The sequence below is a fragment of the Desulfurobacterium atlanticum genome (assembly GCF_900188395.1).
Taxonomy (GTDB): domain Bacteria; phylum Aquificota; class Aquificia; order Desulfurobacteriales; family Desulfurobacteriaceae; genus Desulfurobacterium_A; species Desulfurobacterium_A atlanticum.
This window is the reverse complement of the sequence record NZ_FZOB01000003.1, coordinates 1-25,588: the sequence shown is the minus strand read 5'-3', so window position 1 is coordinate 25,588 and position 25,588 is coordinate 1. Positions and strand designations below refer to the sequence as shown.

The window sequence follows — 25,588 nt, the reverse complement described above, 5'->3', positions numbered from 1 at the left end:
ATTTAAAGAGTCTCTATTTTTGGCCGTTTAACAAGCTCTTTAAACTTGAAAAACCGCATATAAATAATGCTGAAAATAACACCAACAATAACAAGAACCGCTGAAAGTGCCATTCCAAAACCCCACTGGAAGTTTCCCCAGTAATTACTGAGAGCTTTATGGTAAGCCCACAGGGCCCAAACTTCTGTTCCAAACTCCCCATTTGTCAGAATTAAAATCTGCTCAAATGATGTTAAAAGAGAAAGAGTCTGATAGGTTAAAACAAAAAGTAAAGGCCACTTAAGATATGGAACTATCACATAACGAATCCGTTGAAAAATCGTAGCTCCATCAATTAAAGAAGCATTCATTATATCTTTCGGAATTGACTCTATAGCCGAGGTGAAAATTATCATTCCAAATGATGCCCCAACAAAACCATTTACCAGAACAATCATCAGAAAAGGAACCACAGCAAGCCAGTTTTGAGGTTGTAAACCGAGAGGCTTTATAAAGAGCTGGTTTATAACACCATAAGGAGCATCGGCCACAAGAAACTGCCACATCATTATGTAAACAACTACCGGTGTTATCCTTGGAAGAAGCCATAAAGACCGGAAAAAGTAACCCCATTTCCGCGAAATGTGAGTAGTAGCAAGGGCAAGGATAAAAGCAAGACCAACATTAAAGAAAAGAAGAGTACAAACAACATATTTCACAGTAATCCAGAAATGCTGTACAGTTTCAGGATTTTTAAAGATAAACTCATAATTTTTAAATTCCACCCAGTGCCAGTTAGAAAAACCGGTATAGGAACTCATATTGGTGAAAGAGATCAAAAAGGTTATTATCACAGGGATAAAATAGAAAACAACAACAAGGAAAAGAAACGGAACGATAAAGTGAAGTTTTAGTATAGCTCTCACTCTATTCACCAACCCGCCCATTTCTCTTCCTCTATGTAAAAACTTATTTAATTTCAACAGCGTCACCAAGTTCAAACTTTATCTGCTGAATAGCACTTTTGGCAGCCTCTTCAGGGGTCATTCTACCGTTCTCAGCCGCAACCATCCCGTTCCAGAGAATATCAAAGAGAGCACCGTACATAGGATGATTTGGCTGATAGTAGTTGTAGTTAAGCATATAACTCACACTTGAAAGAAACTTGTTGTTTTTATAAGGAGGATAATTAAGCTGGGATTTTAAAATTCCGAGGTGAGTACTGCTTATAGCATGCTTTGTATTAATCTCCTTTGTTGTCATTTTCTCCAGAAGCATCAGAACATACTTATCGTTCTCTCTCGGTCTCTTTGAAGCTTTATGGGAAGTAATCATATAAACAAGCGGATGAGAAAGCGTTCCACCATGCTTACCTCTAACACCAGATGGTTGAAGGGCATAACCAACATGAGCAAAAAGATATTTTTCTCCCCCAAGGTCTTTAACATAGTTCTTGGCCCAATCTGCCCACTGCCAGATACCACCGTTCCAGAAAAGCACCTTATCGTGAGAAACCGTATCATGCCATACTTTCCACGGCGTTCCTATGTAGTTCCTGGGAGTAATCCCTGAAGTTACACATCTACGCTGAAAAGCATACCATTTCTCAAGGGCATCCTTAACAACAACAAGCTTGTCCGTTTTCGGATCATAAAGATACCCACCGTAAGAGAAATAGTACTGAATGAAATCGCCCCCCTTACGAGGTCTGTGCCAGTATCCGTACCCTTTCTTAACAACACCTTTTCTAATAGCTTCCTCAGCAACTTTTATCATATCATCAAGGGTAAACTCTCCATTTTTTATCTTTTCAGGAAGTTCAGCAATCTCTTTGTCAGTCCAGCCAAGCTCTTTAAGTTTTGTTTTACTGAAAAATAAAGGTCTTGCTTCAGTATCCTGAGGTACAGCCCACACCTTTCCGTGCCACTGACACGGTTTCCAGAGACTATCTATAACATCTGCAAACTCAGGAGCAAGACTTTTAACCTGATAAACACTATTTGCTACAGGCATTATGTAGCCACTATGGGCCCATACAGCTATATCCTCATGCCCTGAAAGGACTATATCAGGAGCTTTTCCTGCTGCTGCAGCAAGAGTAAATTTTTTCTTGTAATTTCCCCATGAACTACTATCAAGATAAGCCTTTACAACAACCTTTACATCTTTCCCTTCTCTTCTAAGCTCTTCATTTAGCTTTTTAGCAGCCTCATAAGCTGCATCAGCCCTCATATGTTCAAGTTTATTTCCCTCTGCCCATACAGTAATTTCTACAATTTTTGTTTTTGCAAAAGCTTTAACATTGAAAACCAACCCGGCTGAAAGTGCTAACAACAAAAATCTCCTCATGATCTCCTCCAAAATTTAAAATAAACACAGATTGAATTTTAGAAAGTTAGTCATTAAGAAAATGTTAAGAAAAAACAAAAATGAAAAGCCTTGAGAAAAAGCAAAATTTTAGGTTTAAAACTCCTTTATATTTCTAAAAACAACTTTTGCACAATTTTTCTGCTGTAAGTAAACACCAAGTTTAAAATAATTCTCATATTTTTCAAAATAGCTAACATCCTTTACGATTTCCAATTTCCCATTAAACCAAATTTTAATCTTATTTTTTAAAACTTCTATTTTTATTTTAAAAAATCCATCAGGTCTCCTGGCAATATTTATCTTTTCATAAGTTTTACCGCAGGAATCATCAAGGATAACAGCCCATATGTGATCTTTAACTCCACCATAGTCTTTCATCCAGACCAATCTTAAAAGAGGTTTATTTATCCTATCCTTTCGGCCATCCACATGAATCTGCATGAATGTAAATTCTTTTTCAGAATCTAATGGAAATAACCTGACATCAGCTTCAAGAATTTTCGTTTTCTTGGTTGAAACTTTCCATTCATCTAAAAATCTAACCTCAGTCCTTTTATGAAACCCACACATAAAAAACACATAACTTTGTTTCTGTTTATAAAAATACTGATTTTTAACCTTTTCACACTCCTGTTTTTGACAAAACCAGTGAGACGTTCCAATTTGAAGAACCGCATTATTGAACAAAAGGAAAGGTAAAACTCCTAAAGCCATCCGCTTGTTCATCAAAAAACCATCGTTATCTTAAATTGTTTAAAACAAAATTGCAGTTTGACTGCTTCTGCTGGGTATCGGCGGGGCAATGGGGAGTTTTTCTATTTCGGTGAGTTTTTTGAGTTCTTCCTCTGTAGGCGGCTGCATTTCTTCAAGGGGTGTATGTGTAAGGTAATACAGGTCAAAGTGGTGCTTGAGTGCGTCAAGCACAGTCCTTGTCCCGTCGTCCCTTATTATGGTTGGGTCGTATTTGGGTTGCGGTGAATTAACACCAAAATTTTCACCAAGTCCTTTTCTCTCTGCCATCTTAATAACCTCTTGATTTTAGTTCAAATTCATACTCTATCCCTCTAAGCCTTGTATCTATTCCATCAAGCAGTTTTGAGTTGTAGTCCACCTTGTCTCTTGTTTCTCTTGCTTCGTCTATGATAGCAGTATATATATGGTCTTGCCTTTTTCCAAGAACATTAAGTCCCCTTATAATTTCATCAAGCCCTTCAACAGTTACATTTCTTGCGTCTATCACTTCCTCTATTATCTTTTCTCTGTCTTTTTCCATCTGTTTTAGCACTCTGTCTATCTCTTCGTGTATCTGCTGGAAAATGAATTCTTTTACCTTGTCGGGGTCGGAAAGAATCTCAGAAAGTTGCTCTCGTATAATTTTTTCTATCCTCGGCACAATTTCCCTTTCGATATCTTCAACAACTTCCGTTGAAAGATTATGTTTCCGTGCAACTTTTTGTAAAACTTCCTTAAAACTGCCTTTATCTGATTCTTTAAGCAAAGCACTAGAAGAAGTTTTATCAAGTTGCTCTGAACTTTTAGACTCAGAATCCCTCTTAGAAGCAACCTTTTCAGAACGGAATTTAGATAACTCCGATTCTATTCTATCAAGCCTAACTGAAAATTCTTCAAGTTTTTCAAGAATTTTAGAAGCCATTAAATTCTCTTGCATATCTTTTCCCTCACTTTTTAATAAAATTTGGTTTAAATTTATTTTATCACCCCAAAAAATTTCTTCAACTATTTTCAATTGCTAATTTCAATTGCTAAACCGCAATTACCGTCAGTCCTTTTTTACGAGCAACTTCTTTAAAGTTTTCTATCTCTGGAATGTAAGTTTTCCCGGCTTCTATGCAGAGAGCTTTTCCGCCATACCTTGCTATTGTCTCAAGCGTATTGATGCCAACAGTTGGAACATCTATTCTCATATCCTGTTTTTTTCTTGCCGCCTTACAAACAACAAAACCCTCACCTGCCAATTCTCCGGCTCTTTCAATACATTTATCTGTTCCCTCTATCCCCTCAACTGCAATAACTATTCCATTTTTCACCACAACAGTCTGTCCTATATCAAGGGTAGCAATCTCTTTAGCCATTTTAAACCCGAAAGTTATATCCTTTTCAATATCTGAAGTTATTTTACCGCAGATAACACCTTTTTCAGGCAGTATATGGGATAGAAATCGTTCAGGATTTATAACTTCAACACCAACATTTTCTATCTCTTCTATTATTCCGCCGATAATCCCTTCCGCCCTTTTATCTTTCAGTTTAAGCATAAAAGTAACCGCTTTAAAATCAAGATTTTTGAAAGAAAGTGCCTCTTTATGCTCTACTTTTCCTAAAATGGCAATTTCAGAAAGTCTCTCCTTTTTAAGAAAAGATAAAAATTTTCCCAATTTAAAAGGTTTTATTTCATAAACTTTATCAGCAACAGAATAAATATCTTTATCGGTAATACCCTGAATTGCAAAAAGAACAGTTTGATAACCTTTACTTCTGGCACTTTTTAGAAATTCGGCAGGAAGCTTTCCGCTCCCTGCAAGAAGGCCTATTCGCATCTTTCCTTTGAGATCCTGTCAAGAATGGCGTTTATAAATTTTGGAGATCTCTCATCCTCACCGTAATCTTTGGCTATCTCTACAGCATCGTTTATAATTGCAGCCTGCGGAGAAAATGAACCGTTCAAAAGCTCTTCTGTTGCAACTCTTAAAATAGCTCTATCAAGAGGAAGAAGCCTCTCAACTTTCCATCCTTTCTTTAAGTATTTAGCTATAGTCTTATCTATGTTTTCAAGATTTCTCAATGTTCTTTCAAAAAGCTCCTGCGCCGCTTTAAAAACTTCTAAGGATGAAACTTCAGCCTCTTCTCTGTAAAGCTCTTTTACTTCTTCTGGAGAAAAATTCCCTATATCATACTGATAAAGCATCAAAACAGCATGTGTTCTTGCTTCCCTTTTCTGTTTGTTTGTCAAATCCATGAAATCCCCTAAGCTTTAAAGAGATTAACCATCTCTATGGCAGACAGAGCCGCTTCCCATCCCTTATTTCCTGCTTTTGTTCCAGCTCTATCTATCGCCTGCTCAACGGTATCGGTAGTTAAAACACCAAAAGCTATAGGTTTTTCAATATCAAGCATAACCTTTGCTATCCCTTTACTCACTTCAGCAGCGACATAATCAAAGTGAGGAGTTTCTCCCCTTATAACAGCCCCAAGGGCAATAACTGCATCATAATCCTTTTTTGCAACCCTTTTCACAGCAAGTGGAAGCTCAAAAGAACCGGGAACCTTATAAATATCTATCAGGGATTCATCCCCACCATGCCTCACTATACAATCAACCGCTCCCTCAACAAGTCTATCTGTAATAAATGAGTTAAACCTGCTAACAACTATCGCAAACTTTAAACCATCAGCTTTAAGTTTTCCTTCAAAAACTTTCATCTTTTTTATCCTCTAACCGTTAAATCTCTCACACAAAGTAGAAATAACCTTTTGTGCGCCTTCCATAACATCTTTTATTATCTCTTCCACAGTTTCCTCTTTATTCACATAGCCGACAACCTGACCTGCCATTACAGAACCCCATTCAATATCACCCTGCTCTGCGGCAAGCCTTAATCTACCTCTTCCAAGCTCTTCAAGCTCTTCTTTCGGAGCACCGGAAAACTCAAGCTCTTCAAATTTTTTGGTAAGCTTATTCTCTATCAGTCTAACAGGATGACCTGTTGTAATACCCGTAACAGTAACCTGATTAAATCTGGCTTTAAAGATTTTTTCTTTATATTTTGGATGTACATTACACTCTTTAGCAGCCAAGAATCTTGTTCCCATCTGGATACCTTCAGCACCAAGGGCAAATGCAGCAGCCGCCTGCTCACCAAGAGCAATACCACCAGCCGCTATAACAGGAATTGAAACCGCCTTTACTATTGCAGGTATCAAAACCATAGTTGTTAACTTCCCTATATGTCCGCCTGCTTCCATCCCCTCTGCAATAACAGCATCACACCCTATTCTTTCCATCCTTTTTGCAAGAGCATCACTTGCTACAACAGGAATAACTTTTATCCCTTTTTCTTTAAATGCAGGAATATATTTACCGGGATTCCCCGCTCCTGTCGTAACAACAGGCACTTCCTCATCAAGACAAACATCTATAATCTCTTCAGCATTTGGCATCATAAGCATTATATTAACACCAAAAGGCTTATCTGTAAGCTCTTTACACTTCCTTATCTCTTCTCTTAACTCATCTGCTGTCCTATTCCCCCCGGCTATAATCCCGAGTCCTCCAGCATTTGAAACGGCAGCGGCAAGTTCACCATCAGCTATCCACGCCATTCCACCCTGAAGAACAGGATATTTAATGCCAAGAAGTTCACAAATTCTCGTATTTATCATGCCACCCTCCTAAAGTCTAACTATACAGGAACCCCAGGTGAAACCTCCGCCAAAGGCAACCATAAGCACAAGGTCTCCCTTACCAACTCTACCTTCTCTAACAGCTTCATCAAGAGCTATCGGAATAGAAGCTGCACTTGTATTACCGTATTTATCAAGGTTAATGAATATTTTATCATTTTTAATTCCAAGTCTTTTTGCTACCGCATCTATAATTCTGTAGTTTGCCTGGTGAGGAACAAGTAGTTTTATCTCATCAGGAGAAATTCCAGTTTTTTCAAGGACATTTTTTGCAGATTCAGCCATAGTTCTAACAGCGATTTTAAAAACCTCGTTACCTTTCATAAAAAGATACCAGGGATACTCACCATTTGAACCTACACTTTCAACCTTAAGTAAATCCTTATAAGAACCATCAGCTCCTATATCAAATCCTAAAATCCCCTCTTCTTCTCCCTTTTCAAGAACAACTGCTCCAGCACCATCACCGAAAAGGATACATGTACTTCTATCCTTCCAGTCTATTATTTTTGAAAATCTCTCCGCCCCGATAACAACAGCTTTTTCTATCTCTTTTGTTCTCATTATTGAATCTGCAACATAAAGGGCGTATATAAACCCTGTACAGGCAGCTGACACATCAAATGCAACTGCTCTTTTATTTTTTAAATTACTCTGAACAAGACAGGCAGTTGAAGGGAAAAACATATCAGGAGTTGCTGTAGCGGTTATAAAAAGGTCAATATCTTCTCCGGTTTCTCTTCCGAGAGCAGAAATAACCGCCTTTGTGGCAAGTTCTGAAGTTGTTTCACTTTCAGCAATTCTTCTCTCTTTTATACCTGTGCGAGTGGTTATCCACTCATCTGAAGTTTCAACCATCTTTTCAAGGTCAAAGTTGGTAAGAACCTTTTCAGGAACATAAGACCCGGTAGAAACTATTTTAATCCCCATTTATCTTCCCATACTTTTGAATGTTTTCCTCTATATGCTCAACCACATGAGTATCAGCAAATTCAGCACCAACTCTAATAGCATTTTTCATCGCCTTTGCGTTGGAACTTCCATGGGCTATTATAACAGGCTTCTTAACTCCAAGAAGCGGAGCACCACCCCACTCAGCATAGTCTATCCGTTTTTTAAACCCTTTTATAGCAGGTATAAGGGTTACCGCTCCAATCCGTGAAATAAAGTGTTTCTCTATCTCTTCTTTTAAAATCTTTGCAAGAATTTTGGCAACACTTTCACTGAGCTTTAAACAAACATTTCCGACAAATCCATCACACACAATAACATCAAAATCACCTGTGTAAATATCTCTTCCTTCAGCATTACCGATAAAATTCAAACCTTTCTCTTTCGCTTTCTTAAGAAGCTTAAAAGCTTCCTTTGTTAACTCATTACCTTTCGTGTCTTCCTCTCCGATACTTAAAAGGCCAACTCTCGGATTTTCCTCTTTAAGAACATACCTTGCATAAGCCTCACCCATAATAGCAAACTGCAACAAATGGATCGGTTTACAGTCAACGTTTGCTCCAACATCAAGAAGAAAGGTCTGCGCTTTTAGATTGGGAAGAATTGCTGAAATGGCAGGTCTATCAACCCCTTTAATTCTTCCTAAAGTAAAAAGAGAAACGGCCATTACCGCTCCAGTGTTTCCAGCGCTTACAAAAGCGTCTCCTTCACCTTCTTTCAAAAGCTTTGCACCAACATGAATGGAAGAACCTTTCTTTTTTTTCACAACATCGGAAGGCTGGTCTTCCATGGTTACAACATCATCAGCGTTGACAATCTCTATCCTTCCTGCGGGGTAGGAATACTTATCAAGCTCTCTTTTTAAAACCGATTCCTGCCCCACAAGAAGAACAGACAACCCAAACTCCTTTACCGCCTGAACAGCTCCTAAAACAGGAACATGGGGAGCGTTATCACCCCCCATGGCATCAAGGATTATTCTCATGATTACTCTTCTACCTCAATAACCTGCTTTCCGTTGTAATACCCACAATGCTTGCAGACCCTGTGGGGAAGCTTTGGCTGATAACAGCTTGGGCAAACAGATATTGCCGGTTTTTTAGCCTTCCAGTGGGTTCTTCTTTTATCTCTTCTTGTGCTTGAAACTCTTCTCTTTGGAACCGCCATCTCACTTCTCCTTTCTTTCAAGTTTTTCTTTTAAACTTTTAAGCTTACTCCACCTATCGTCCTTTTCCTCCACTTCCTCTATCTCTTTATACTCTACAACCTCACACTTCTCATCACACAGAGGCTTAAGTGGAAGATTCAAAAAAATCTGTTCTCTTACAACATCTGAAAGGTCAAGCACATCTTCATCTGAAAACTTAACGTCAAGTTCCCCCTGCTTTATCTGCCCTTCCGTAATTTCAGAAGTTGGCATAAGATCATAGGAAAAATCAACATTAAGCTTCTCTTCAAAGTCCCTATCACATCTACTGCATTTCAAAGTTAATGTACCCTTTATATTACCTTTAACACTATATCCGACAGCCCTTTTGCTTATCTCAATATGGAGCTTAAAAGGTGAACTTTTAACAACCTCCTCTTCAGGAAGGTCAAGCACCTTTTCGCTAAACTCTGTATCTACCTTTAAAGGTTCTTTAACCGTTATTTCTCTCAAATTTATAAATCGCTTCTTCATGACTTCTCTCTTTAAACTGAACTGGTCTGTGGTATGATAGCAAAATTACAACGGGTAAAGTTATGCATTTTCTCTTTACATTGCAATTGACCTGAAAAAATTTTTTAATACCTTTAAGAAAACCAAACTTAAGCTGGAGGATTTGATGAAAAAGCTCTTAACCGCTGCAGCAATTATAGCAGTTACAACTGCACCTGCTATAGCCAAACCTAAAGTGCTTGCAAAAGTTGACAACGTCGTTATCACATCGGAAGATCTAAATGCTCTTCTTGAAACGCTACCTCCCCAATACGACAAAAATGACCCGAAAATCAAAAAGGAATTGCTCAATTACCTTATAGAACAGGAAATTCTTGTTCAAGAAGCTAAAAAAAGGGGAATAGATAAAGACCCAGAAGTTAAAAGACAGATAGACAATGCTGTAAAACAGATTCTTGCTACCGCTCTTTTAAACAAGAACATCTCCCAGAAAGAGTTTGAAGTGACAGATAAAGAGCTTAAGGGATATTACGAGAAGAGAAAAAATGAGCTGAAAGGGATGGATGGAAAACCTGTTCCTTTTGACCAGATAAAAGCATTTCTTAAAGCACAATTAATAAAAGAAAAACAGCAAAAAGCTGTTGAAAAGTATATAAACTCTATAAAGAAGAACCATAAAGTTGAAATAACAGGAGATATAAAATGAAGCGGTTAATCCCGTTTCTCCTCCCCTTCTTTTTTATAGGAACAGCCTTAGCTAAAACCACCGGAAAAGTCGTTGACTATATCATTGAAACTGTCAACGGCATTCCTATCCTCTACAGCGATGTAAAAAGGTATCAAACTGAGAACAAAGTGGATGAAAAAATCGCTCTTGAAGAACTTACCCAGAAAGCGCTTCTTCTATCCGAAGCTAAGAAAAAAAGGATTACCATCCCGGAAACTGCTTTAAACGCCGCCCTTGAAAACCTTGCAAAAGCAAACGGTTATAAATCCGTTGAAGAGTTCAAAAAAGCCGTGGAAAAAGCAGGTATTCCTTTCAGAGAAATAAAAAGGAAGATAAAAGAACAATTGATAATTCAGAGACTCATAGATATTGAAGTAAAAAGAAAACTATCTATATCTCCCGTTGAAATTGACCGTGTGTGCAGCAAGAAGTCAGAACCTACAAGAGAAGTTTACTATGTTAAAACAGAAAACACTACCATCGCCAACAGGATATTCCATCTCCTTGAGAAAGGAGAAGCTTTTGAAAATGCAACAAAGATATGCACACAGGAACAAGAATGTGAAAAAGGATTTCTCGGAAACGTAAAGAAAGGTTCTCTTCTTGAAAAGATTGATAAAGCGATATGGCAGGCAAAAATAAAAGAACCTGTCAGAATAGAATTGAACAACAGCACCTACATTCTATACGTGACAAGTGAAAAATATAAAAACTGTGACAGAAAAAAGATAGAAAATCGTCTCCTTGCAACGAAATACAAAGAAGCACTTAAAGAGTATCTTGAAAAGCTAAAGAAAACTGCAATCATAGAAAAATTCAACCTCTAAACTCCGGAGCATTCAAAATGGTTGTTGTAAAGCTTAAACCGTTTAACGAAATTTTGAAAACTCTCAACGGTTACAGAAAAGTGACACTGATGGGATGCGAATTGGGTTCTGGTAGATGTATGCAGGGAGGACTGAAAGAAGCAAAAGAGGTAGCCCAGTTTCTTGAAAACAATGGTAAAGAGATAGTAGAAGTTTTAACCCTTGGGGGCACATGCATAGTTGAAAGAGTAAGAAAATTAAAGTTTAAAAATACAGATATAATCGTATCCCTTGCCTGTGGAGCCGGAACTCAGGTTCTTTCCGAAGAAACAGAAATCCCTGTAGTAACAGGAGTTTCAACTCTTTTTATCGGTTCTGACAGCCACAGGGAAGTTTTTAAAGAATACTGTATAGCCTGCGGAGATTGCATAATCTCTACCACCGGAAGCATCTGCCCCGTGGCAAGATGTCCAAAATCCCTCAAATACGGCCCCTGCGGAGGAGCAATAGGCGGAATGTGTGAAGTTAACAACGACGTTGAATGTATCTGGTTTACCATAGAGAGAAAGTTAAAAAAGATAAACAAAGAATTACATCTTTTTAAAGATATTGAATTTACAGACTTTTCCATTTCAAACCATCCAAGGCGGTTTGAAAATGAAATTTAGCGAGAAACTGAAAAACGGAAAATTCATAATAACTGCAGAAGTAGCTCCTCCCCGCGGAACAGACCCGGAAAAGATTCTAAAAGGAATAAAACCGCTCAAAGGCTACATAGATGCCTTTAATGTCACAGACAACCAGCGGTCAATGGTAAGAGCATCTGCTGTTGCAATGTCAAAGATTCTCCTTGATAGAGGATTTGAGCCGATATGTCAGTTTACTGCAAGGGACAGAAACAAAATAGCTCTTCAATCCGATCTTCTCGGTGCATACATGCTGGGAATAAGAAACATCTCCATTATGACGGGAGACTTTACAACTTTAGGAGACGAAAAAAGGGCAAAACCTGTATTTGATGTAGATTCATTGCAAATGCTAAAGATGGTAAAAACACTTCAGGAGGGGTTTCTGATAAACGGAAAAGAACTAAACGGAAAGCCTGAATTTACTGTCGGAGCAGTATTTAACCCGTTTGCAGGACCTGAAAATCTACAGATTGCAAAGTTAAAAAAGAAAGTTGAACTTGGAGCAAAATTCATCCAGACTCAGCCTGTCTATGATATAAAAACCGCAAAAAGAACTCACGAAATCATAGAAGAGACCGGAGCGGTGCCTATTATAGGCCTTTTACCGATAAAATCCCTAAAAATGGCAAACTTTATAAGAAAACTTAACCCGGAATCTGTACCTGCCCCATTTATTGAAAAACTTGAAAAAGTTAAAGATCCTTACACCTACGGCTGGGAATACACTCTTGAACTTGCCCACGCAATAGCAGAATTTGGAAAAGGGATTCATTTCATGTTAGTAGGTAAAACTCAGGAACTTGCAAAATTCATAGATTACTTAAAGAACGACAGTCCTTATAACCACAAATTCTAATCAGGGAGAAACTTGAGAATATGAAAAACATTCCTGTCCACGTTGGAATAATAATGGACGGCAACGGCAGATGGGCAGTAAGAAAAGGATTGCCAAGGATAGAAGGACACAGGGTGGGAGCAGAAGTAACCGTAGAGATAGTGAAAGCTGCAAAGAGGATAGGAGTAAAGTATCTTTCCCTGTACGCCTTTTCCACAGAGAACTGGAAAAGACCAAAGGAAGAAGTGGAATTTCTTTTTAATCTTATGTATGAATACGTTAAATCCAAACTGCAGCTTTTCCTTGATGAGGACGTAAAATTCAAAGCTATTGGAAGATTGTGGCAGCTTCCTGAGTATCTAAAAAAGGGATTTGCGGAAATAGAGGAAAAAACCTCTCACTGCAAAAGTATGACTGCCGTTTTTACTGTAAACTACGGAGGAAGACAGGAGATAGTTGATGCAGTAAATAGAGCAATAAAAGAAGGAGTAAAAGAGATTACGGAAGAGACAATTAAAAATTATCTTTATATGCCCGAACTCCCCGACCTTGACCTTTTAATAAGAACAAGTGGAGAGTTGAGAATATCAAACTTCCTGCTGTGGCAATCCGCATACACAGAGCTCTGGTTTACAGACACCTTATGGCCTGACTTTACACCGGAAGAGTTTAAAAAGGCTATAGAAGACTACTCCCGTCGGGAAAGAAGATTTGGAGGTCTTGGTAGTTGAAAGATAGAGTTATCGGTGCCATTCTCGTCGTAGCCTATGCCCTGCTCCTTTTAAAATCTCAGGGATTGATCTATTTTATCCTTGTGCTCACCCTGGGCCTTGAAATAATCGGAGAACTTCTTGAAATTACAGGTTTATCCGAACACAGACTTATCCCCTACACCGTATTCAGCTTATCCGCAGTACTTTTCTACAATATGCACACAAAAGTCTTTCTGATACCTATGATTCTTCTCTCTCTCTTTTTCTATTTTATAGTGATGGAAAAGAAAGAACCGGAAAGGTTTTTCCCTTTTTCTCTATTCTTTATCTATGTATTTATAGGTATAGCAAGTATAACCCTTTTTAATAAAAAACTGCTTCTGCTTTTAGTATCAATTGTTTGGGCTGTTGATACACTTGCATACTTTACCGGAATGTTTTTTGGAAAACATAAACTTGCTCCATCCCTGAGCCCGAAAAAAACCGTGGAAGGTGCAATTGGAGGTTCAATCGGCGGAACAATAGTGGCAACTTTTGTGGCAGTTAAACTAAACATAGTATATCCTGAAATAAAAACTTTCATCTTCATTTTCTTCCTGACAGTCGTAAGTCAGATAGGAGACCTTCTTGAAAGTTATATTAAAAGGATTTTTGGAGTAAAAGATTCAGGAAATATAATTCCCGGACACGGTGGTGTATTTGATAGACTTGATAGCTCCATAGCTGTTGCTCCTTTCCTTCTTCTGCTTCTTCCCAATTCCTCATTACTGTTTTGAATGTAGTGCTAAAACTAACAATTAAAATTTCCGGAGAAGATGATGGAAAAGATAGAAATTGCACACGGAAGCGGAGGAAGTTTAACAAAAGAACTTATAGAAAACATCTTTTTAAAATATCTGGACTTTGAAGAGCTGAAATCTTTACAAGATTCGGCATACATCAGAATAAACTCCAGTAAAATTGCAATGACAACAGACTCCTACGTTGTTAAACCTTACAAGTTTCCAGGTGGAAATACAGGTAAATTATCTGTCTGCGGAACTGTAAACGACCTTACAGTCAGCGGGGCAGTTCCAAAATTCCTTTCCCTTGGACTTATAGTTGAAGAAGGACTGCCGATAAAAGAGCTTGAAGAGATTATTAAAACCATAGCCGAAACGGCAAAATCGGCAGGTGTAAGCGTAGTAACTGGAGATACAAAAGTGGTGGAACAGGGAAAATGTGACAGAATATATATAAACACAGCAGGTATCGGTGAAATTAAAAGAACTTTTTCATCAGAAAAAGTAAAACCGGGAGATTTAATTATAGTTACAGGAACTGTAGGAGACCACGGAATAGCTATATCCCTTGCAAGGGAAGAGTTTGATATGGAAATCCCTGTTGAAAGTGACTGCGCCCCTTTAAACTCACTTCTTGTTCCTCTCTTTGATATTGAAGGTGTAAAGTGGATGAGAGATCCAACACGAGGAGGGGTTGCAACCGTTGCAGTGGAGCTATCTGAAATGGCAGATTGTGGAATAACCCTTTTTGAAGATAAAATTCCTGTAAAAGAGTCTGTTAACTTCGTATGTGATATGCTCGGATATGATCCTCTCTATCTTGCCAACGAAGGAAAAGCTTTAATAGTAGTTGACAAAAAAGACGCAGAAAAGGTGCTTAAAAAATTGAAAGAACATCCACTTGGAAAGGAAAGTGCAATCATAGGAGAAATAACAGATAGATTCAAAGGAGTAAGGCTAAAGACAAAAATAGGTGGAGAAAGGATACTTGATCTTCTTGAAGATGACCCTCTACCAAGGATATGCTGATGATAGAAAGTGAAGTTATAAAGTATCTTGTCCTATCCTATATATTTGTTTTAATTGTTATCATTTTTGATAAGAAAATGGAAATAGGCCTGTGGAAGGAACTTGCAATAAACTCTGTTCTTTCCCTCCTTCAGCTTGTTGGAATCGGAGCAATTCTTATTTTCCTTCTCAAGTTTAACTCCACACTGATGACCCTTTCCATCATTTTAGTCATGATTTTTAACGCTTCATGGATAGCCCTCAGCAGATTTAAACTGAAATCCTACGACAAAAAAAAGATTCTCGGACTAATCTTTATAACCATTCTTTTTGTTACTATTGCTGTTGTAGGACCGCTGCTTGCTGTTGGATTTGTAAACTTCAAACCCACAAAGATAATTCCTATGTGCGGAATAATCGTTGCAGGCGGAATGCGTTCCTTATCCCTTGCCTTTAACTTTTACAAAACCAGATTAAGAGACCTTGAGGACTTTATCGTATCCCTTGCAGCAATCGGTGCATCAGACATGAAAATTTTCAGCATAATATTTAAAGATATTTTAAAAAACGCCACCATACCTATGAGAGATATGATGAAAGCCGCCGGTATTGTCCACATTCCGGGAATAATGGTAGGTCTTTTAATGGCAGGAACTTTCCCTTTAAAAGCGGCAGTAATTCAGTTCACCGTGTTATCTTCAATGCTCTTTGAATATGCTCTTGTCACCACCATATTTATGCTACTATGGATAAAACTCTTCGGATTAAAACTTGAACTTGATTGAAAAGGAGGAAACAGTGAAAGTAATAGAATCAAAAGAAGTCAGAATTCAAAAAGTAATCACAAAAACAGGAGTTGAACTTTTAAAAATAAGCGTCTCTCCATCCCACTTTTTTCTTGAACAAAATCCAGAAAAGAAGAGTAAGTACGGAGTTGCCTATAAAGAGATTAAAAAAGTTTATCCCGATTTCTACATGTTCTGGGAAATAAAAAACGACCAATATACAGGCAGACTGCTTACAGGAAGCTTCCTGGAAAAGGAAGACATAGATAAATTTATAGACTCAATAATCTCCGACAGAGAGTATAAAACTTATAAAGATGAACGGGATGAATTTTAATAAAAATTAAACAACAAAAATTCAAAAAAGCAAATAAAGCTTGACTTTCAAGGATTTTAATCTTTTAAACACCACTTCAAAGTAGAAATTGCATCTCCTTTTTTTTCTTGACATTCATCGTAAAATTCCAATATTTAAATTCAAGATTGAATTACATAATTTTGGAGGAAGAACAATGAAACTGGCATTGAAATACCTCAAATTCATTAAAGAGAACGTACCCTATTTCATTATTGCCGCAATTGTTGCAGGTCTTATAAACGTTTACATAACAGGAGGATGGAAAATACCCAAAATTCTCATTTTATCCGTAATGATGTTCCTTGTAATACTGCCTGTTATGATAAACCTCAAAATAGACGAAGTTTTAAAACATTTAAAGGAACCAAAAGTTCTATTTTTAAGCCTTTTAATAAACTTTACTGTATCCCCTTTCATTGCTTATATATTAGGGAAACTATTTTTCCATAATCATCCAGAACTGTTTATAGCTCTAATGACCCTATCATTCATCCCCACAAGCGCAATGACAGCAGCATGGACAAATCTTGCAGGTGGAAAAATTGAAACTGCAATGTTTCTCATTCCATCCAATCTTTTATTTTCAGCATTTGTAGCAGTGCCTTTCATTCTACCCCATTTAATAAGCAGCAAAATGGAAATCAGCTCATTAACATTTATAAAGAGCATCCTTATCGTTTTCTTCATCCCAATGATTATTGGAATAGTAATCAGAAAATTTCTCATCAAAAGTTTTGGAATAGAAAAATTTAACAAAGAAATTAAACCTGAACTTTCAGGAATAAGCAGTGTAGGAATTGTTATCCTCTCTTTTCTTGTTTTATCACTTAGCAGAACAAAACTTTTATTCACTCACCCAGAAATTATACCATTGATAGTATTTCCATTAATCATTTACTACACAACGATGATAATAATAAGCACTATTTATGCAAATCTTCTTGTCAAAAAGAACATATTAAAACCAGAAGAAGCAATAGTAGTAGCTTTTGCCTCTGCAGTAAGGCATTTAAATATAACCCTTGCTGTTATTTTAATAACATTTCCTGTAGAAAAAGCAACACTTATGGTTCTATTTGTAATTTTAGGATTTATAATTCAAATACCTTTGCTTGGTTTCTATGTTAAACATTACGCAAAAAAGTTTGTTACCCAAAAAAACAATCAAAAGCAATTTGCAACAGTTCTATAAATTTTGTATTTCAAAAACCAAAGCTTCTGATAATAAGACTTAAAGATTATTAAGATAACCACCATATATTGAAATCGAGCAAAAGGTTGACAATTACACATCAAAACCCTATTTTACTATTCGCACCTTTTTGGAGGGGTGGCCGAGTCTGGCTGAAGGCGGGTGACTTGAAATCACCTGAGGGCCTAACCAGCCCTCCGGGGGTTCGAATCCCTCCCCCTCCGCCATACACGAGCCGCTAGCTCAGTTGGTAGAGCAACGGACTTTTAATCCGTAGGTCCCAGGTTCGAGTCCTGGGCGGCTCACCACTTTGAAAAAGGAGAGGTGGCCGAGCTGGCTGAAGGCGGCGCCCTGCTAAGGCGTTGTACCGGGATAACCGGTACCGCGGGTTCGAATCCCGCCCTCTCCGCCATCTTTCACCAGCTCTCTCCCTTAAAATCTCTAAACATATAAGAACCACTTTTGTAGTTTTAACAGCAACTCCCCACTAAAAACCTCAACACTTTTATAAAAACATCCACCACCTAATACTTGCATATCTAAAAACTCTCTGGAATAATGCTACTTCCAATTTCAAGAAAGCGGGAGTTTTAACAGTGAAGAAAGAGATCGTTTCAGAATTTATAAGTACATTTATTCTCGTTTTTACCGGCTGCTCAGCAATTGTAACTGACAAACTTTACAACAATCTCGGAGCTTTAGGCATCTCTCTCGTTTTTGGAATGAGCGTAACTTTACTAATAATTGCATTTGGAAAGATAAGTGGAGCTCACATGAATCCGGCAGTAACAATATCTCTTGCTGTCTCAAAAAACATAGAAAAGAAAAAAGTAATACCTTACATAATATCTCAAATATTAGGTGCCATAACAGGCGCGTTATTAATATCCTTCCTATTTTCAGAAACTGGCAAAAATGCAAAAGAGCTTGCTTATCTTGGAGCCACTCTCCCTTCAGGTTCAAGTTCGCAATCATTTATTCTGGAAATACTACTCACATTTATTCTTATGATAGTTATCTATATGAGTGCTGTTAATCCAAAAGGAAATAAACATCTGGCACCATTTGCAATAGGATTTACCGTTGCTATAGATGCTCTTTTTGGAGGAGCTATCAGCGGTGCCAGTATGAATCCAGCAAGAAGCATTGGTCCGGCAATTATTTCAGGAAACATCAACTATTTATGGATTTACATAACCGCTCCTATAATTGGATCATTAATAGCTGCCGGAATCTATAAAATCTTTAAAGAATCTGAAGTTGACTTATCCTGCTGTAAAAACTAAATTTTTAGAAAGCTTCCCACATTTCAAACCTCAATGTAAAACCTGAAAGGAGTGACATATCATGAAAATACCGGGATACTCCTCAATAAAAGAAATAGAAAAAGCTTTCAATATTTCCATACCGGAAAATGAAAAAATAAAACTTGAAAAAGTGATAAAAAAACACCCGATGTTCGTACCAGATTACTACGCAAAGCTTATAAACTGGAACGACCCTAAAGACCCTATAAAACAGATTATTTTTCCTTCAATAGATGAACTTGACCTTACCGGTTCTTATGATACAAGTGGAGAAAAGGATAATACTGTTCTAACAGGACTACAGCATAAGTATGGAGAAACCGCTCTACTACTTGCAACAAATAGATGCGCAGGTTACTGCAGACACTGCTTCAGAAAAAGACTTGTAGGAATTTCAACAGATGAAACTGTAAAACTTTTTGAAAAAGCGGTTGAATACATAAAAGAGCACAAGGAAATTACAAATGTACTAATATCAGGTGGAGACCCTCTCGTTCTTCCAACAGAAATTATAGAACACTTCTTATCAGAACTTTCAAAAATTGAACATCTTAAATTCATCCGTATCGGAAGCAGGACTCCTGTATTCTACCCTATGAGAATAATAAATGACGAAAAACTACTCAATATTTTATCAAAACACTCAACTACTAAAAAACGAATATATCTCGTAACCCACTTTAATCACCCAAGAGAAATCACAGAAGAAGCAAAAAAAGCAGTTGACTGTCTGATAAGACACGGTGTAATAGTAAGCAATCAGGCTGTGTTGCTAAAAGGCGTTAATGATAACCCGGAAACAATAACAACACTTATGAAGGAACTTACAGCAGCAGGCGTTGTTCCATACTATCTTTTCCAGTGCAGGCCTGTAAAGAGAGTAAAAAAACATTTTCAAGTACCTTTAAAGAAAGGATACCAGATAGTTGAAAAAGCAAAACAGAAACTTGACGGTCACGCAAAACGTTTCAAATACATAATGTCTCACAAAACAGGTAAAATAGAAATCGTTGGCATTATAGGAGATGAAATTTATCTTAAATATCATCAAGCAAAACAGCCATCAAAAGTCGGGAAACTGTTTAAAAGGAAACTTACTCCTGATGCCGGATGGCTTGATGACCTTGAACCTGCAAAAAGTAAGTCCGAAATTGTAGAAGCTGCGCTCAAATGAAATTAAAACTTTTTTGGTTGATTTTCTTTCTTTTCTTTTTAATCAAAAACTCCTCTGCAGAGATAAAAAAAGTTATCTCTCTTTCCCCGGCAACTACAGAAATAATTTTTTTCACAGAAAGCGGAGATAAACTCATAGCTGACACAATCTACTGCACAATACCTGAAAAGGCAAAAGAGAAAGAAAAAATAGGAGGGATAATAAACCCAAACGTTGAAAAGATAGTATCTCTAAAGCCTGACATTGTGGTAGGAACATCCCTCACACCAAAACAGGTAATCTCTCTTATTAAAAAATTCAAAATCCCTGTAAAAATTTTCACAATAGAAACGGTAAAAGATATAGAGAACGCTACCATTTCCATAGGAAACCTCTTAGGAAAAGATGGAAAAAAATACGGTAAAAAATTCTATAAAAGCTACACAGAAGAGATCAGAAAACTTAAAACCTGTTTTAAAGGAAAAAAAACACTTATCATATTTTCCACAAATCCAATATATACAGCTGGGAACTCAACATACCTCGGAGAAATAATAAAAGACGCCGGAGGAATAAATCTTGCAGGAAACGGTAAATATAAAATAGTTTCTCCCGAATACATAATCTCTAAAAAACCGGACTTTATAATATTCACATCCATGATAAATGGCAGAGAGAAACTTTTCAAAAATTTCCAAATAAAAACTATCAAAATCAAATCGGACTATCTCTTAAAACCGGGACCTTATATAATAGAGGGAATAAAAGAATTGAGGAAGGCTGTTTGCGAAAAATAGTATCAGGAATATTTATAACTTCTCTTTTGGCTGCTTTCTACATATTATATGGATCTCCTTCAGAGGAGATAATAAAAAACATAAGAATCCCCGAAGCTCTTCTGACACTTTCAGCCGGAAGTATCCTTGCGGTGTCAGGAGTGATTTATCAAAACGTTCTCTCAAATCCCCTTGCAGACCCTTATATCCTTGGTATCTCAGCAGGAAGTGGACTGGGAGCCGTCATAGCCTTTTTAACCGATAAAAATCCTTCCTCTTTTGCGATGATAGGAGGAATCCTGATTATTAGCATAATAACATTTGCTGCAAAGATTTTAAACAGCAAAGTAAAACTTATACTTTTTGGCGTAGGAATAAACGCTCTTTTATCAGCTCTTATAGTTTTCCTTTCTGCAGTTGGAAGTAATGAAAAACTACCATCTGTACTTTTCTTCCTTATGGGATTTATTCCTATCACATCACTTAAAACTGCTTTCCTACTATTTTTAAGCTCCACTCTACTCCTTTTTATTTTGATACCATTTTCAAAAAAAGCCGACGCTCTATCTCTCGGAGACAGCTTCGCCTATTTTGCAGGATTAACACCTGAAAAGGAAAGGGTAATCCTTATAACAATTACCTCTTTTTTTGTTGCTCTTACCATTTCATTTACGGGTATCATAGGTTTTATAGGCATTGTTATTCCTCACATAGGGAGATTTCTTAAAATTTTGAGAACAAAACCCCTTCTAATCTTTTCATTTTTCACAGGAGGAAATGCTCTTTTAATAGCAAAAGCTATTTTAAAGTTTCTCTTCCCAACATTAGAAGTGCCGGTTGGGGTAATAGTATCTCTGGCAGGAGCACCTCTTTTCATAACCATTCTTGTAAGGAGCAACAGACTTGCTTGAAGTTATAAATCTGTCATTTAAGAATATAGTGAAAAACGTTTCCTTTAAGATTTCAGAAGGTACAATAACAGGAATCATCGGAAAGAACGGTAGCGGCAAAACCACTTTATTAAAATGTCTATCAGGTTTTTTAAAATACAGTGGAGAAATTTATATAGACGGAAAAAACCTTAGAAACCTATCGGTCAAAGATAGAACATCTGTAATCAATTACCTTCCCCAAGAGTTTCCAGCAACGGAACTAACACCTTTTGATATTCTAAAGATAGAATCTGAACTTAAAAACATCCCCGAAAAAAGAGTAAAGCTCATTTTAGAAAAATACTCTTTAGTGAAATTCAAATATCAGCCGTTCTATACACTAAGCGGTGGTGAAAAAGTAAGAGTTTTTCTTGCAAGAATTGAACTTATTAACCCTTCCATTATCCTTCTTGATGAACCAAGTGCCTTTCTTGATATAGAAACCACTTATACATTAAAAAAGTTTATTTCCATCATGAAAAAAACAAAAAAGACCGTCCTTGTAGTATCAAACGACCTTAATTTCATTCTCAACATATCAGATGAGCTTATTGGAATAAAAGAAGGAAAGATATTTATTTATAACCACAATATTGAAAGCTTCATTAAGCTTATTTACAATGTTCCTGCAAAAATTGAAAAAGTAAATGAGAAGCTTATAGTTTTCTAAATGGAGGTTTTATGAGAAAGCTTATATTAGCCACACTTTCCTTTGTTCTTCCAACTGCAGCTCTTGCAACAGAAAATGCTACTGTAGAAGTAACAGCAACCCGCATTCCAGAAAAAGCTTTAACCACTGAAAGTATAATAATTGACAAAGATAAAATAGAAAGAAACAGTATAAAAACTATTGCTGATATCTTCTTTGAAGAACCCCAAATTACTATATCAAACAACGGCTGGGGACAGATATCAAACGTATATATTCGCGGACTTGGTAGTAAATATATCCTGTTTTTAATAAACGGTGCACCTATCTTAAACGACCCATCAACTCCAGAAGGTACACCTGACATAGACTTCCTTGATTTCTCTTCCTTTACAAAAATAGAAGTACTTAAAGGTGTTCAGGGAGCTTTATACGGATCTGAAGCTGTAGGAGGTGTGATCAACTTCATAACCGAACCGGAAAACAAAACCACTTTAAAAATTGAAGGTGGTTCCTACGACACTCTTAAAGAAACACTAAAAACCGGTGTAAGAGATAAAAAGAGTGCTTTCAGTATGACCTTTGAAAACTTCCATTCAAACGGCTACGACACCACAGGAGACGGTGACAGAGAAAGTAGCAGTTATCACCTCATAAATTTTAACCTAAAACTAATTCCAAAACCTTCAGTAAAAATAAAACAGTTCTTCTCTTTTAAAACAGGAAGAAATGAATACGATAACGGAGAAGTCAACTATCAACAAATTCTAACCACCATTAACTCTAAAATATTGACTTCCGACCGTTCAATCCTTGAAACTGTTGCAGGATATGGAAGCACGAAAAGAGATTACAGCTACGGCACCTATACAGGAGAAACCGGTTATCTATCAGTCTTTAAAAAAATCTTCTTTAAAAACATCACAATGTCTCCAGGGGTTGATTTTAAAGAATCAAAAGCTAATTCACCATCAACCGGAGAAAAAACTATAAACACAAAAGCCATATTCCTAAACACCTCTTTTAAAACAGAAAATTTATCCCTTTCTCCATCAATAAGAGCTGAAAAATACTCATCGTTTGGAACTTACACTACTGCCAAATTGTCTGGAAGTTTTAAAGTTGAAAAAGAAACTTTTATAAAGTTTCAGCTTGGAAACGGACTAAAAGCACCAACAATAGAACAACTTTACTCCTATTATCCACCGATGTTTGGCTGGCCGGCAACATACGGAAATCCAGACCTTGAACCAGAAAAAAGTAAAGGAATAAGTGCAGGATTATTAAAGGTGTTCAATAAAGACAATTCTGTTGAAGTAAGTTATTTTTACAATAAGATAGATAACCAGATAGTGTGGACTTATGATGCTTCACTTGGTTATAACACATACAAAAATCTTAACAACTCAAAAGTGGAAGGAATTGAAACCTCCATTAAACTATCACTAACGGAAAAAACCCAGATTAACACATCATACACCTACACAAACGGCAGATGGAGCAACGGAACAAACACTTATAAAATCCCTAAGGTTCCTGAAAACATGATAAAAACCAATTTAAATTTCAAACCATCTAAAAATTTATCTCTAAATGTTGAAAACATATACTACTCAAAAAGATTTGACGACCAATATAACAATCGTATCCTTCCAGCATTTTCAATATTTAACACATCTGTTTCATATAAGGCTTCTGAAAAAATAACAATATCTGGTAAGATATTGAATATCACAAACAAAAAGTATCAACTCTCTTACGGATACAATCAACCGGGAAGAAGTTATTTTATAAGTATAGAAGCAGCTTTCTAAGGGAGAAGAGAAATATGGACTTTCAAAATTTTTTCAAAATAGCAGAAGAATCTTTAAAAACAGGCAATCCTGAAATTTTAAACACTTTTGAACCTAAAAAGGAGATATTACGAGAACCTGTAAAGAAACTATTTATCCGTTCAGCCATTCTTGTTTCAGGAGACAAGATAAAACATCTAAAAAAAATTGTTGAAAGAGATGTGGATATAATTATTTTTAATCTTGAAGACGGGGTCTCCGATAAAAACAAACCTATTGCAAGAAAAATTCTCAAAATATTCTTATCAAACATAAATCCAGAAAATAAACAGATAGTTGTAAGACTTAATCCGATAGACTCTTCTTTCTTCTTTGATGATATATGCGAAATTTTACCAGCTATTCCACACGGAATAAGACTTAGTAAAGTTGAAACACCTGAAGATGTTATCGCTCTTGATAAAATCATCACAGCTTTTGAGAAAAAGATAGGTATTAGAGAAAACACAATCAAAATTCATCTTTCTATTGAAACAGGTAAAAGTATTCAAAACTTAAAAGAAATTTTACAATCCTCAAAAAGAATTGAAACAGCGTATCTTGGAATACTTGATCTTTTCAGCGATCTGAAGCTTCCTCAATCAGCAATCAAAACTTCCCCCACAGCCAAATTTTTAAAAGCCAACTTTGTAACAACTTGCCGTAGCTATAACGTCTATCCGGTAGCGCCAGCATACCAGAACTACAAAGACCTTGAAGGATTTGAAAAAGAATGTATGGAAGATAAAATTATCGGATTTAGTGGAAAATCCTGTATCTCCATAAAACAGACAGAAATTGCCAACCTCATTTTTTCTCCCTCAGAAGAAGAGATAGAAAAAGCCAGAAAAATTGTTGAACTTTACAAAAAAGCAGAAGAGAAAGGAGAAGGCGGCATAACCTTTAATGGACTTTTCATAGACCAGCCAATATACAAAGACGCTCTTAACATCCTGAAACTATCAGGAACTCTAAATGAAATATGAAAGGACACTTGTCATTTATCTGTTTAGTTTACTTTTAATAATAATTGGCAGCTTTTCCAGATACAGTTACATCATCAATTTTCTTTCCCTTACAATTTTACCCATATTTATATATGATAAAATGTTTAAAACACAAATAAAGCTAAATTTTAAATGCAAAGATATAAAACTTTCACTTATAACCTTACTGTCAACTCTTGGAGCATACACATTAGTGTTTTTCATTTTCAAAGATGGAAAATTTAATATACCGCAAAGTATAGGTAAACTTTCTCTATTTCAAGCATTTTACGTAGCAATTCCAGAAGAGATATTTTTCAGGGGAATTCTCCTTGGAAGTATAAAAAAGAAAAACAGTTCAATAATTAGCAAAGAGAATGTATTGATTTCTATTTTGTTTGGAATCACCCATGTGATAACCTATAAAAACCCAATAATGCTTAAAGTTATATTCCCTTCCCTGATACTTGGGTTTTTATTTGAAAAAACAGAATCTTTATGCCCCCCAATTATCGTTCATTTTTCATATAACATAATTTATACTATTATCCCCATCTTCTAAACAAATTGAAAACCAAAATAAAAAAGCCTGGCACCGCCCTACTTTCCCACCCCGTCTCCAGGGCAGTATCATCGGCGCTGGCGGGCTTAACTTCCGTGTTCGGAATGGGAACGG

31 protein-coding genes, 3 tRNA genes and 1 rRNA gene are annotated in these 25,588 nt (G+C 36.6%); 21 read left to right on the top strand and 14 right to left on the bottom strand.

Annotated elements, in window-relative coordinates:
* Positions 1-2: 2 nt before the first annotated feature.
* The 13 genes from CHB58_RS02790 to CHB58_RS02730 form a co-directional block, all read right to left on the bottom strand.
* Positions 3-926 carry a carbohydrate ABC transporter permease gene (locus tag CHB58_RS02790; RefSeq protein ID WP_089322749.1) on the bottom strand — a complete coding sequence of 308 codons (924 nt, stop codon included), beginning with the start codon at positions 924-926 and terminating at the stop codon, positions 3-5.
* A gap of 22 nt (positions 927-948) precedes the next feature.
* On the bottom strand, positions 949-2,328 hold the full coding sequence (locus CHB58_RS02785) for a sugar ABC transporter substrate-binding protein (protein ID WP_089322587.1): 1,380 nt from the start codon (positions 2,326-2,328) through the stop codon (positions 949-951).
* 114 nt (positions 2,329-2,442) lie between these two features.
* Entirely contained in the window at positions 2,443-3,075 is a 633-nt protein-coding gene (locus tag CHB58_RS02780) for a polysaccharide lyase family 7 protein (protein ID WP_089322586.1), read from the bottom strand.
* A gap of 27 nt (positions 3,076-3,102) precedes the next feature.
* Positions 3,103-3,369, bottom strand: coding sequence for a hypothetical protein (locus tag CHB58_RS02775; protein WP_089322585.1), 267 nt, complete (start codon positions 3,367-3,369; stop codon positions 3,103-3,105).
* A 1-nt stretch (position 3,370) separates the two neighbouring features.
* The gene (locus CHB58_RS02770; RefSeq protein WP_143340993.1) at positions 3,371-4,003 is read right to left on the bottom strand and encodes a hypothetical protein; all 633 of its coding nucleotides are present in this window, start codon (positions 4,001-4,003) and stop codon (positions 3,371-3,373) included.
* 109 nt (positions 4,004-4,112) lie between these two features.
* Positions 4,113-4,907, bottom strand: a complete 795-nt coding sequence (locus tag CHB58_RS02765; protein ID WP_089322583.1) for an LpxI family protein — start codon at positions 4,905-4,907, stop codon at positions 4,113-4,115.
* On the bottom strand, positions 4,898-5,326 hold the full coding sequence (gene nusB, locus CHB58_RS02760; protein WP_180706408.1) for a transcription antitermination factor NusB: 429 nt from the start codon (positions 5,324-5,326) through the stop codon (positions 4,898-4,900). The genes CHB58_RS02765 and nusB overlap by 10 nt, the downstream gene beginning before the upstream one ends.
* Positions 5,327-5,334: 8 nt before the next feature.
* Positions 5,335-5,790, bottom strand: a complete 456-nt coding sequence (ribH, locus tag CHB58_RS02755) for a 6,7-dimethyl-8-ribityllumazine synthase (protein WP_089322582.1) — start codon at positions 5,788-5,790, stop codon at positions 5,335-5,337.
* A gap of 12 nt (positions 5,791-5,802) precedes the next feature.
* Positions 5,803-6,750: an enoyl-[acyl-carrier-protein] reductase FabK gene (gene fabK / locus CHB58_RS02750; protein ID WP_089322581.1), complete on the bottom strand. Its 948-nt coding sequence runs from the start codon at positions 6,748-6,750 to the stop codon at positions 5,803-5,805.
* A gap of 9 nt (positions 6,751-6,759) precedes the next feature.
* Complete coding sequence (locus CHB58_RS02745) at positions 6,760-7,701, bottom strand: beta-ketoacyl-ACP synthase III (RefSeq protein WP_089322580.1); 942 nt, start codon at positions 7,699-7,701, stop codon at positions 6,760-6,762.
* Positions 7,691-8,707 (bottom strand): phosphate acyltransferase PlsX, encoded by a 1,017-nt coding sequence (plsX, locus tag CHB58_RS02740; protein WP_089322579.1) that lies wholly within the window; start codon positions 8,705-8,707, stop codon positions 7,691-7,693. Before plsX ends, CHB58_RS02745 begins: the two co-directional genes overlap by 11 nt.
* Positions 8,708-8,709: 2 nt before the next feature.
* A complete protein-coding gene (gene rpmF, locus CHB58_RS02735) occupies positions 8,710-8,889 on the bottom strand; it encodes a 50S ribosomal protein L32 (RefSeq protein ID WP_089322578.1) in 180 nt (59 codons plus the stop codon).
* Between the two features lies 1 nt (position 8,890).
* Positions 8,891-9,403 (bottom strand): YceD family protein, encoded by a 513-nt coding sequence (locus CHB58_RS02730; protein ID WP_089322577.1) that lies wholly within the window; start codon positions 9,401-9,403, stop codon positions 8,891-8,893.
* 145 nt (positions 9,404-9,548) lie between these two features.
* Between CHB58_RS02730 and CHB58_RS02725 the strand changes: the two genes are divergently transcribed.
* From CHB58_RS02725 to CHB58_RS02625, 21 genes are all read left to right on the top strand, one after another.
* Entirely contained in the window at positions 9,549-10,088 is a 540-nt protein-coding gene (locus CHB58_RS02725; protein ID WP_089322576.1) for a hypothetical protein, read from the top strand.
* Positions 10,085-10,936 (top strand): peptidylprolyl isomerase family protein, encoded by an 852-nt coding sequence (locus CHB58_RS02720; protein WP_089322575.1) that lies wholly within the window; start codon positions 10,085-10,087, stop codon positions 10,934-10,936. The genes CHB58_RS02725 and CHB58_RS02720 overlap by 4 nt, the downstream gene beginning before the upstream one ends.
* A gap of 17 nt (positions 10,937-10,953) precedes the next feature.
* Entirely contained in the window at positions 10,954-11,583 is a 630-nt protein-coding gene (locus CHB58_RS02715) for a methylenetetrahydrofolate reductase C-terminal domain-containing protein (RefSeq protein ID WP_089322574.1), read from the top strand.
* The gene (locus CHB58_RS02710) at positions 11,573-12,460 is read left to right on the top strand and encodes a methylenetetrahydrofolate reductase (protein WP_089322573.1); all 888 of its coding nucleotides are present in this window, start codon (positions 11,573-11,575) and stop codon (positions 12,458-12,460) included. The genes CHB58_RS02715 and CHB58_RS02710 overlap by 11 nt, the downstream gene beginning before the upstream one ends.
* Before the next feature lie 20 nt (positions 12,461-12,480).
* Complete coding sequence (gene uppS, locus CHB58_RS02705; protein ID WP_089322572.1) at positions 12,481-13,170, top strand: polyprenyl diphosphate synthase; 690 nt, start codon at positions 12,481-12,483, stop codon at positions 13,168-13,170.
* Complete coding sequence (locus CHB58_RS02700; protein ID WP_089322571.1) at positions 13,167-13,928, top strand: phosphatidate cytidylyltransferase; 762 nt, start codon at positions 13,167-13,169, stop codon at positions 13,926-13,928. The genes uppS and CHB58_RS02700 overlap by 4 nt, the downstream gene beginning before the upstream one ends.
* Positions 13,929-13,970: 42 nt before the next feature.
* Complete coding sequence (gene hypE, locus CHB58_RS02695) at positions 13,971-14,963, top strand: hydrogenase expression/formation protein HypE (protein WP_089322570.1); 993 nt, start codon at positions 13,971-13,973, stop codon at positions 14,961-14,963.
* Positions 14,963-15,727: an ABC transporter permease gene (locus CHB58_RS02690; protein WP_180706407.1), complete on the top strand. Its 765-nt coding sequence runs from the start codon at positions 14,963-14,965 to the stop codon at positions 15,725-15,727. Before hypE ends, CHB58_RS02690 begins: the two co-directional genes overlap by 1 nt.
* A gap of 13 nt (positions 15,728-15,740) precedes the next feature.
* Positions 15,741-16,064: a DUF7132 family protein gene (locus CHB58_RS02685; RefSeq protein ID WP_089322568.1), complete on the top strand. Its 324-nt coding sequence runs from the start codon at positions 15,741-15,743 to the stop codon at positions 16,062-16,064.
* A gap of 175 nt (positions 16,065-16,239) precedes the next feature.
* Entirely contained in the window at positions 16,240-17,277 is a 1,038-nt protein-coding gene (locus CHB58_RS02680) for an arsenic resistance protein (RefSeq protein ID WP_089322567.1), read from the top strand.
* A gap of 132 nt (positions 17,278-17,409) precedes the next feature.
* Positions 17,410-17,504 (top strand) — tRNA-Ser (locus CHB58_RS02675).
* A gap of 5 nt (positions 17,505-17,509) precedes the next feature.
* Positions 17,510-17,585, top strand: a tRNA-Lys gene (locus tag CHB58_RS02670).
* A 10-nt stretch (positions 17,586-17,595) separates the two neighbouring features.
* Positions 17,596-17,689, top strand: a tRNA-Ser gene (locus CHB58_RS02665).
* Between the two features lie 184 nt (positions 17,690-17,873).
* Positions 17,874-18,563: an MIP/aquaporin family protein gene (locus CHB58_RS02660; RefSeq protein WP_089322566.1), complete on the top strand. Its 690-nt coding sequence runs from the start codon at positions 17,874-17,876 to the stop codon at positions 18,561-18,563.
* Between the two features lie 61 nt (positions 18,564-18,624).
* A complete protein-coding gene (locus tag CHB58_RS02655) occupies positions 18,625-19,758 on the top strand; it encodes a KamA family radical SAM protein (protein ID WP_089322565.1) in 1,134 nt (377 codons plus the stop codon).
* On the top strand, positions 19,755-20,534 hold the full coding sequence (locus CHB58_RS02650; protein WP_089322564.1) for a helical backbone metal receptor: 780 nt from the start codon (positions 19,755-19,757) through the stop codon (positions 20,532-20,534). The genes CHB58_RS02655 and CHB58_RS02650 overlap by 4 nt, the downstream gene beginning before the upstream one ends.
* Complete coding sequence (locus tag CHB58_RS02645; protein WP_180706406.1) at positions 20,522-21,424, top strand: FecCD family ABC transporter permease; 903 nt, start codon at positions 20,522-20,524, stop codon at positions 21,422-21,424. Before CHB58_RS02650 ends, CHB58_RS02645 begins: the two co-directional genes overlap by 13 nt.
* A complete protein-coding gene (locus tag CHB58_RS02640; RefSeq protein WP_089322562.1) occupies positions 21,417-22,115 on the top strand; it encodes an ABC transporter ATP-binding protein in 699 nt (232 codons plus the stop codon). The genes CHB58_RS02645 and CHB58_RS02640 overlap by 8 nt, the downstream gene beginning before the upstream one ends.
* 11 nt (positions 22,116-22,126) lie before the next feature.
* Positions 22,127-23,908 carry a TonB-dependent receptor plug domain-containing protein gene (locus tag CHB58_RS02635; protein ID WP_089322561.1) on the top strand — a complete coding sequence of 594 codons (1,782 nt, stop codon included), beginning with the start codon at positions 22,127-22,129 and terminating at the stop codon, positions 23,906-23,908.
* 14 nt (positions 23,909-23,922) lie between these two features.
* Positions 23,923-24,912, top strand: coding sequence for an HpcH/HpaI aldolase/citrate lyase family protein (locus CHB58_RS02630; protein ID WP_089322560.1), 990 nt, complete (start codon positions 23,923-23,925; stop codon positions 24,910-24,912).
* Positions 24,902-25,474 (top strand): CPBP family intramembrane glutamic endopeptidase, encoded by a 573-nt coding sequence (locus CHB58_RS02625; protein ID WP_089322559.1) that lies wholly within the window; start codon positions 24,902-24,904, stop codon positions 25,472-25,474. The genes CHB58_RS02630 and CHB58_RS02625 overlap by 11 nt, the downstream gene beginning before the upstream one ends.
* A gap of 25 nt (positions 25,475-25,499) precedes the next feature.
* Here CHB58_RS02625 and rrf read toward each other — a convergent pair.
* Positions 25,500-25,588 (bottom strand): 5S ribosomal RNA (gene rrf / locus CHB58_RS02620); the annotation flags it as partial.

Bases quoted from the DNA above. Each gene is read 5' to 3' on its own strand.
- CHB58_RS02790 (WP_089322749.1), bottom strand. From the start codon at position 926: ATGGGCGGGTTGGTGAATAGAGTGAGAGCTATACTAAAACTTCACTTT.
- CHB58_RS02785 (WP_089322587.1), bottom strand. From the start codon at position 2,328: ATGAGGAGATTTTTGTTGTTAGCACTTTCAGCCGGGTTGGTTTTCAAT.
- CHB58_RS02780 (WP_089322586.1), bottom strand. From the start codon at position 3,075: ATGAACAAGCGGATGGCTTTAGGAGTTTTACCTTTCCTTTTGTTCAAT.
- CHB58_RS02775 (WP_089322585.1), bottom strand. From the start codon at position 3,369: ATGGCAGAGAGAAAAGGACTTGGTGAAAATTTTGGTGTTAATTCACCG.
- CHB58_RS02770 (WP_143340993.1), bottom strand. From the start codon at position 4,003: ATGGCTTCTAAAATTCTTGAAAAACTTGAAGAATTTTCAGTTAGGCTT.
- CHB58_RS02765 (WP_089322583.1), bottom strand. From the start codon at position 4,907: ATGCGAATAGGCCTTCTTGCAGGGAGCGGAAAGCTTCCTGCCGAATTT.
- nusB (WP_180706408.1), bottom strand. From the start codon at position 5,326: ATGGATTTGACAAACAAACAGAAAAGGGAAGCAAGAACACATGCTGTT.
- ribH (WP_089322582.1), bottom strand. From the start codon at position 5,790: ATGAAAGTTTTTGAAGGAAAACTTAAAGCTGATGGTTTAAAGTTTGCG.
- fabK (WP_089322581.1), bottom strand. From the start codon at position 6,750: ATGATAAATACGAGAATTTGTGAACTTCTTGGCATTAAATATCCTGTT.
- CHB58_RS02745 (WP_089322580.1), bottom strand. From the start codon at position 7,701: ATGGGGATTAAAATAGTTTCTACCGGGTCTTATGTTCCTGAAAAGGTT.
- plsX (WP_089322579.1), bottom strand. From the start codon at position 8,707: ATGAGAATAATCCTTGATGCCATGGGGGGTGATAACGCTCCCCATGTT.
- rpmF (WP_089322578.1), bottom strand. From the start codon at position 8,889: ATGGCGGTTCCAAAGAGAAGAGTTTCAAGCACAAGAAGAGATAAAAGA.
- CHB58_RS02730 (WP_089322577.1), bottom strand. From the start codon at position 9,403: ATGAAGAAGCGATTTATAAATTTGAGAGAAATAACGGTTAAAGAACCT.
- CHB58_RS02725 (WP_089322576.1), top strand. From the start codon at position 9,549: ATGAAAAAGCTCTTAACCGCTGCAGCAATTATAGCAGTTACAACTGCA.
- CHB58_RS02720 (WP_089322575.1), top strand. From the start codon at position 10,085: ATGAAGCGGTTAATCCCGTTTCTCCTCCCCTTCTTTTTTATAGGAACA.
- CHB58_RS02715 (WP_089322574.1), top strand. From the start codon at position 10,954: ATGGTTGTTGTAAAGCTTAAACCGTTTAACGAAATTTTGAAAACTCTC.
- CHB58_RS02710 (WP_089322573.1), top strand. From the start codon at position 11,573: ATGAAATTTAGCGAGAAACTGAAAAACGGAAAATTCATAATAACTGCA.
- uppS (WP_089322572.1), top strand. From the start codon at position 12,481: ATGAAAAACATTCCTGTCCACGTTGGAATAATAATGGACGGCAACGGC.
- hypE (WP_089322570.1), top strand. From the start codon at position 13,971: ATGGAAAAGATAGAAATTGCACACGGAAGCGGAGGAAGTTTAACAAAA.
- CHB58_RS02690 (WP_180706407.1), top strand. From the start codon at position 14,963: ATGATAGAAAGTGAAGTTATAAAGTATCTTGTCCTATCCTATATATTT.
- CHB58_RS02680 (WP_089322567.1), top strand. From the start codon at position 16,240: ATGAAACTGGCATTGAAATACCTCAAATTCATTAAAGAGAACGTACCC.
- CHB58_RS02655 (WP_089322565.1), top strand. From the start codon at position 18,625: ATGAAAATACCGGGATACTCCTCAATAAAAGAAATAGAAAAAGCTTTC.
- CHB58_RS02650 (WP_089322564.1), top strand. From the start codon at position 19,755: ATGAAATTAAAACTTTTTTGGTTGATTTTCTTTCTTTTCTTTTTAATC.
- CHB58_RS02635 (WP_089322561.1), top strand. From the start codon at position 22,127: ATGAGAAAGCTTATATTAGCCACACTTTCCTTTGTTCTTCCAACTGCA.
- CHB58_RS02630 (WP_089322560.1), top strand. From the start codon at position 23,923: ATGGACTTTCAAAATTTTTTCAAAATAGCAGAAGAATCTTTAAAAACA.
- CHB58_RS02625 (WP_089322559.1), top strand. From the start codon at position 24,902: ATGAAATATGAAAGGACACTTGTCATTTATCTGTTTAGTTTACTTTTA.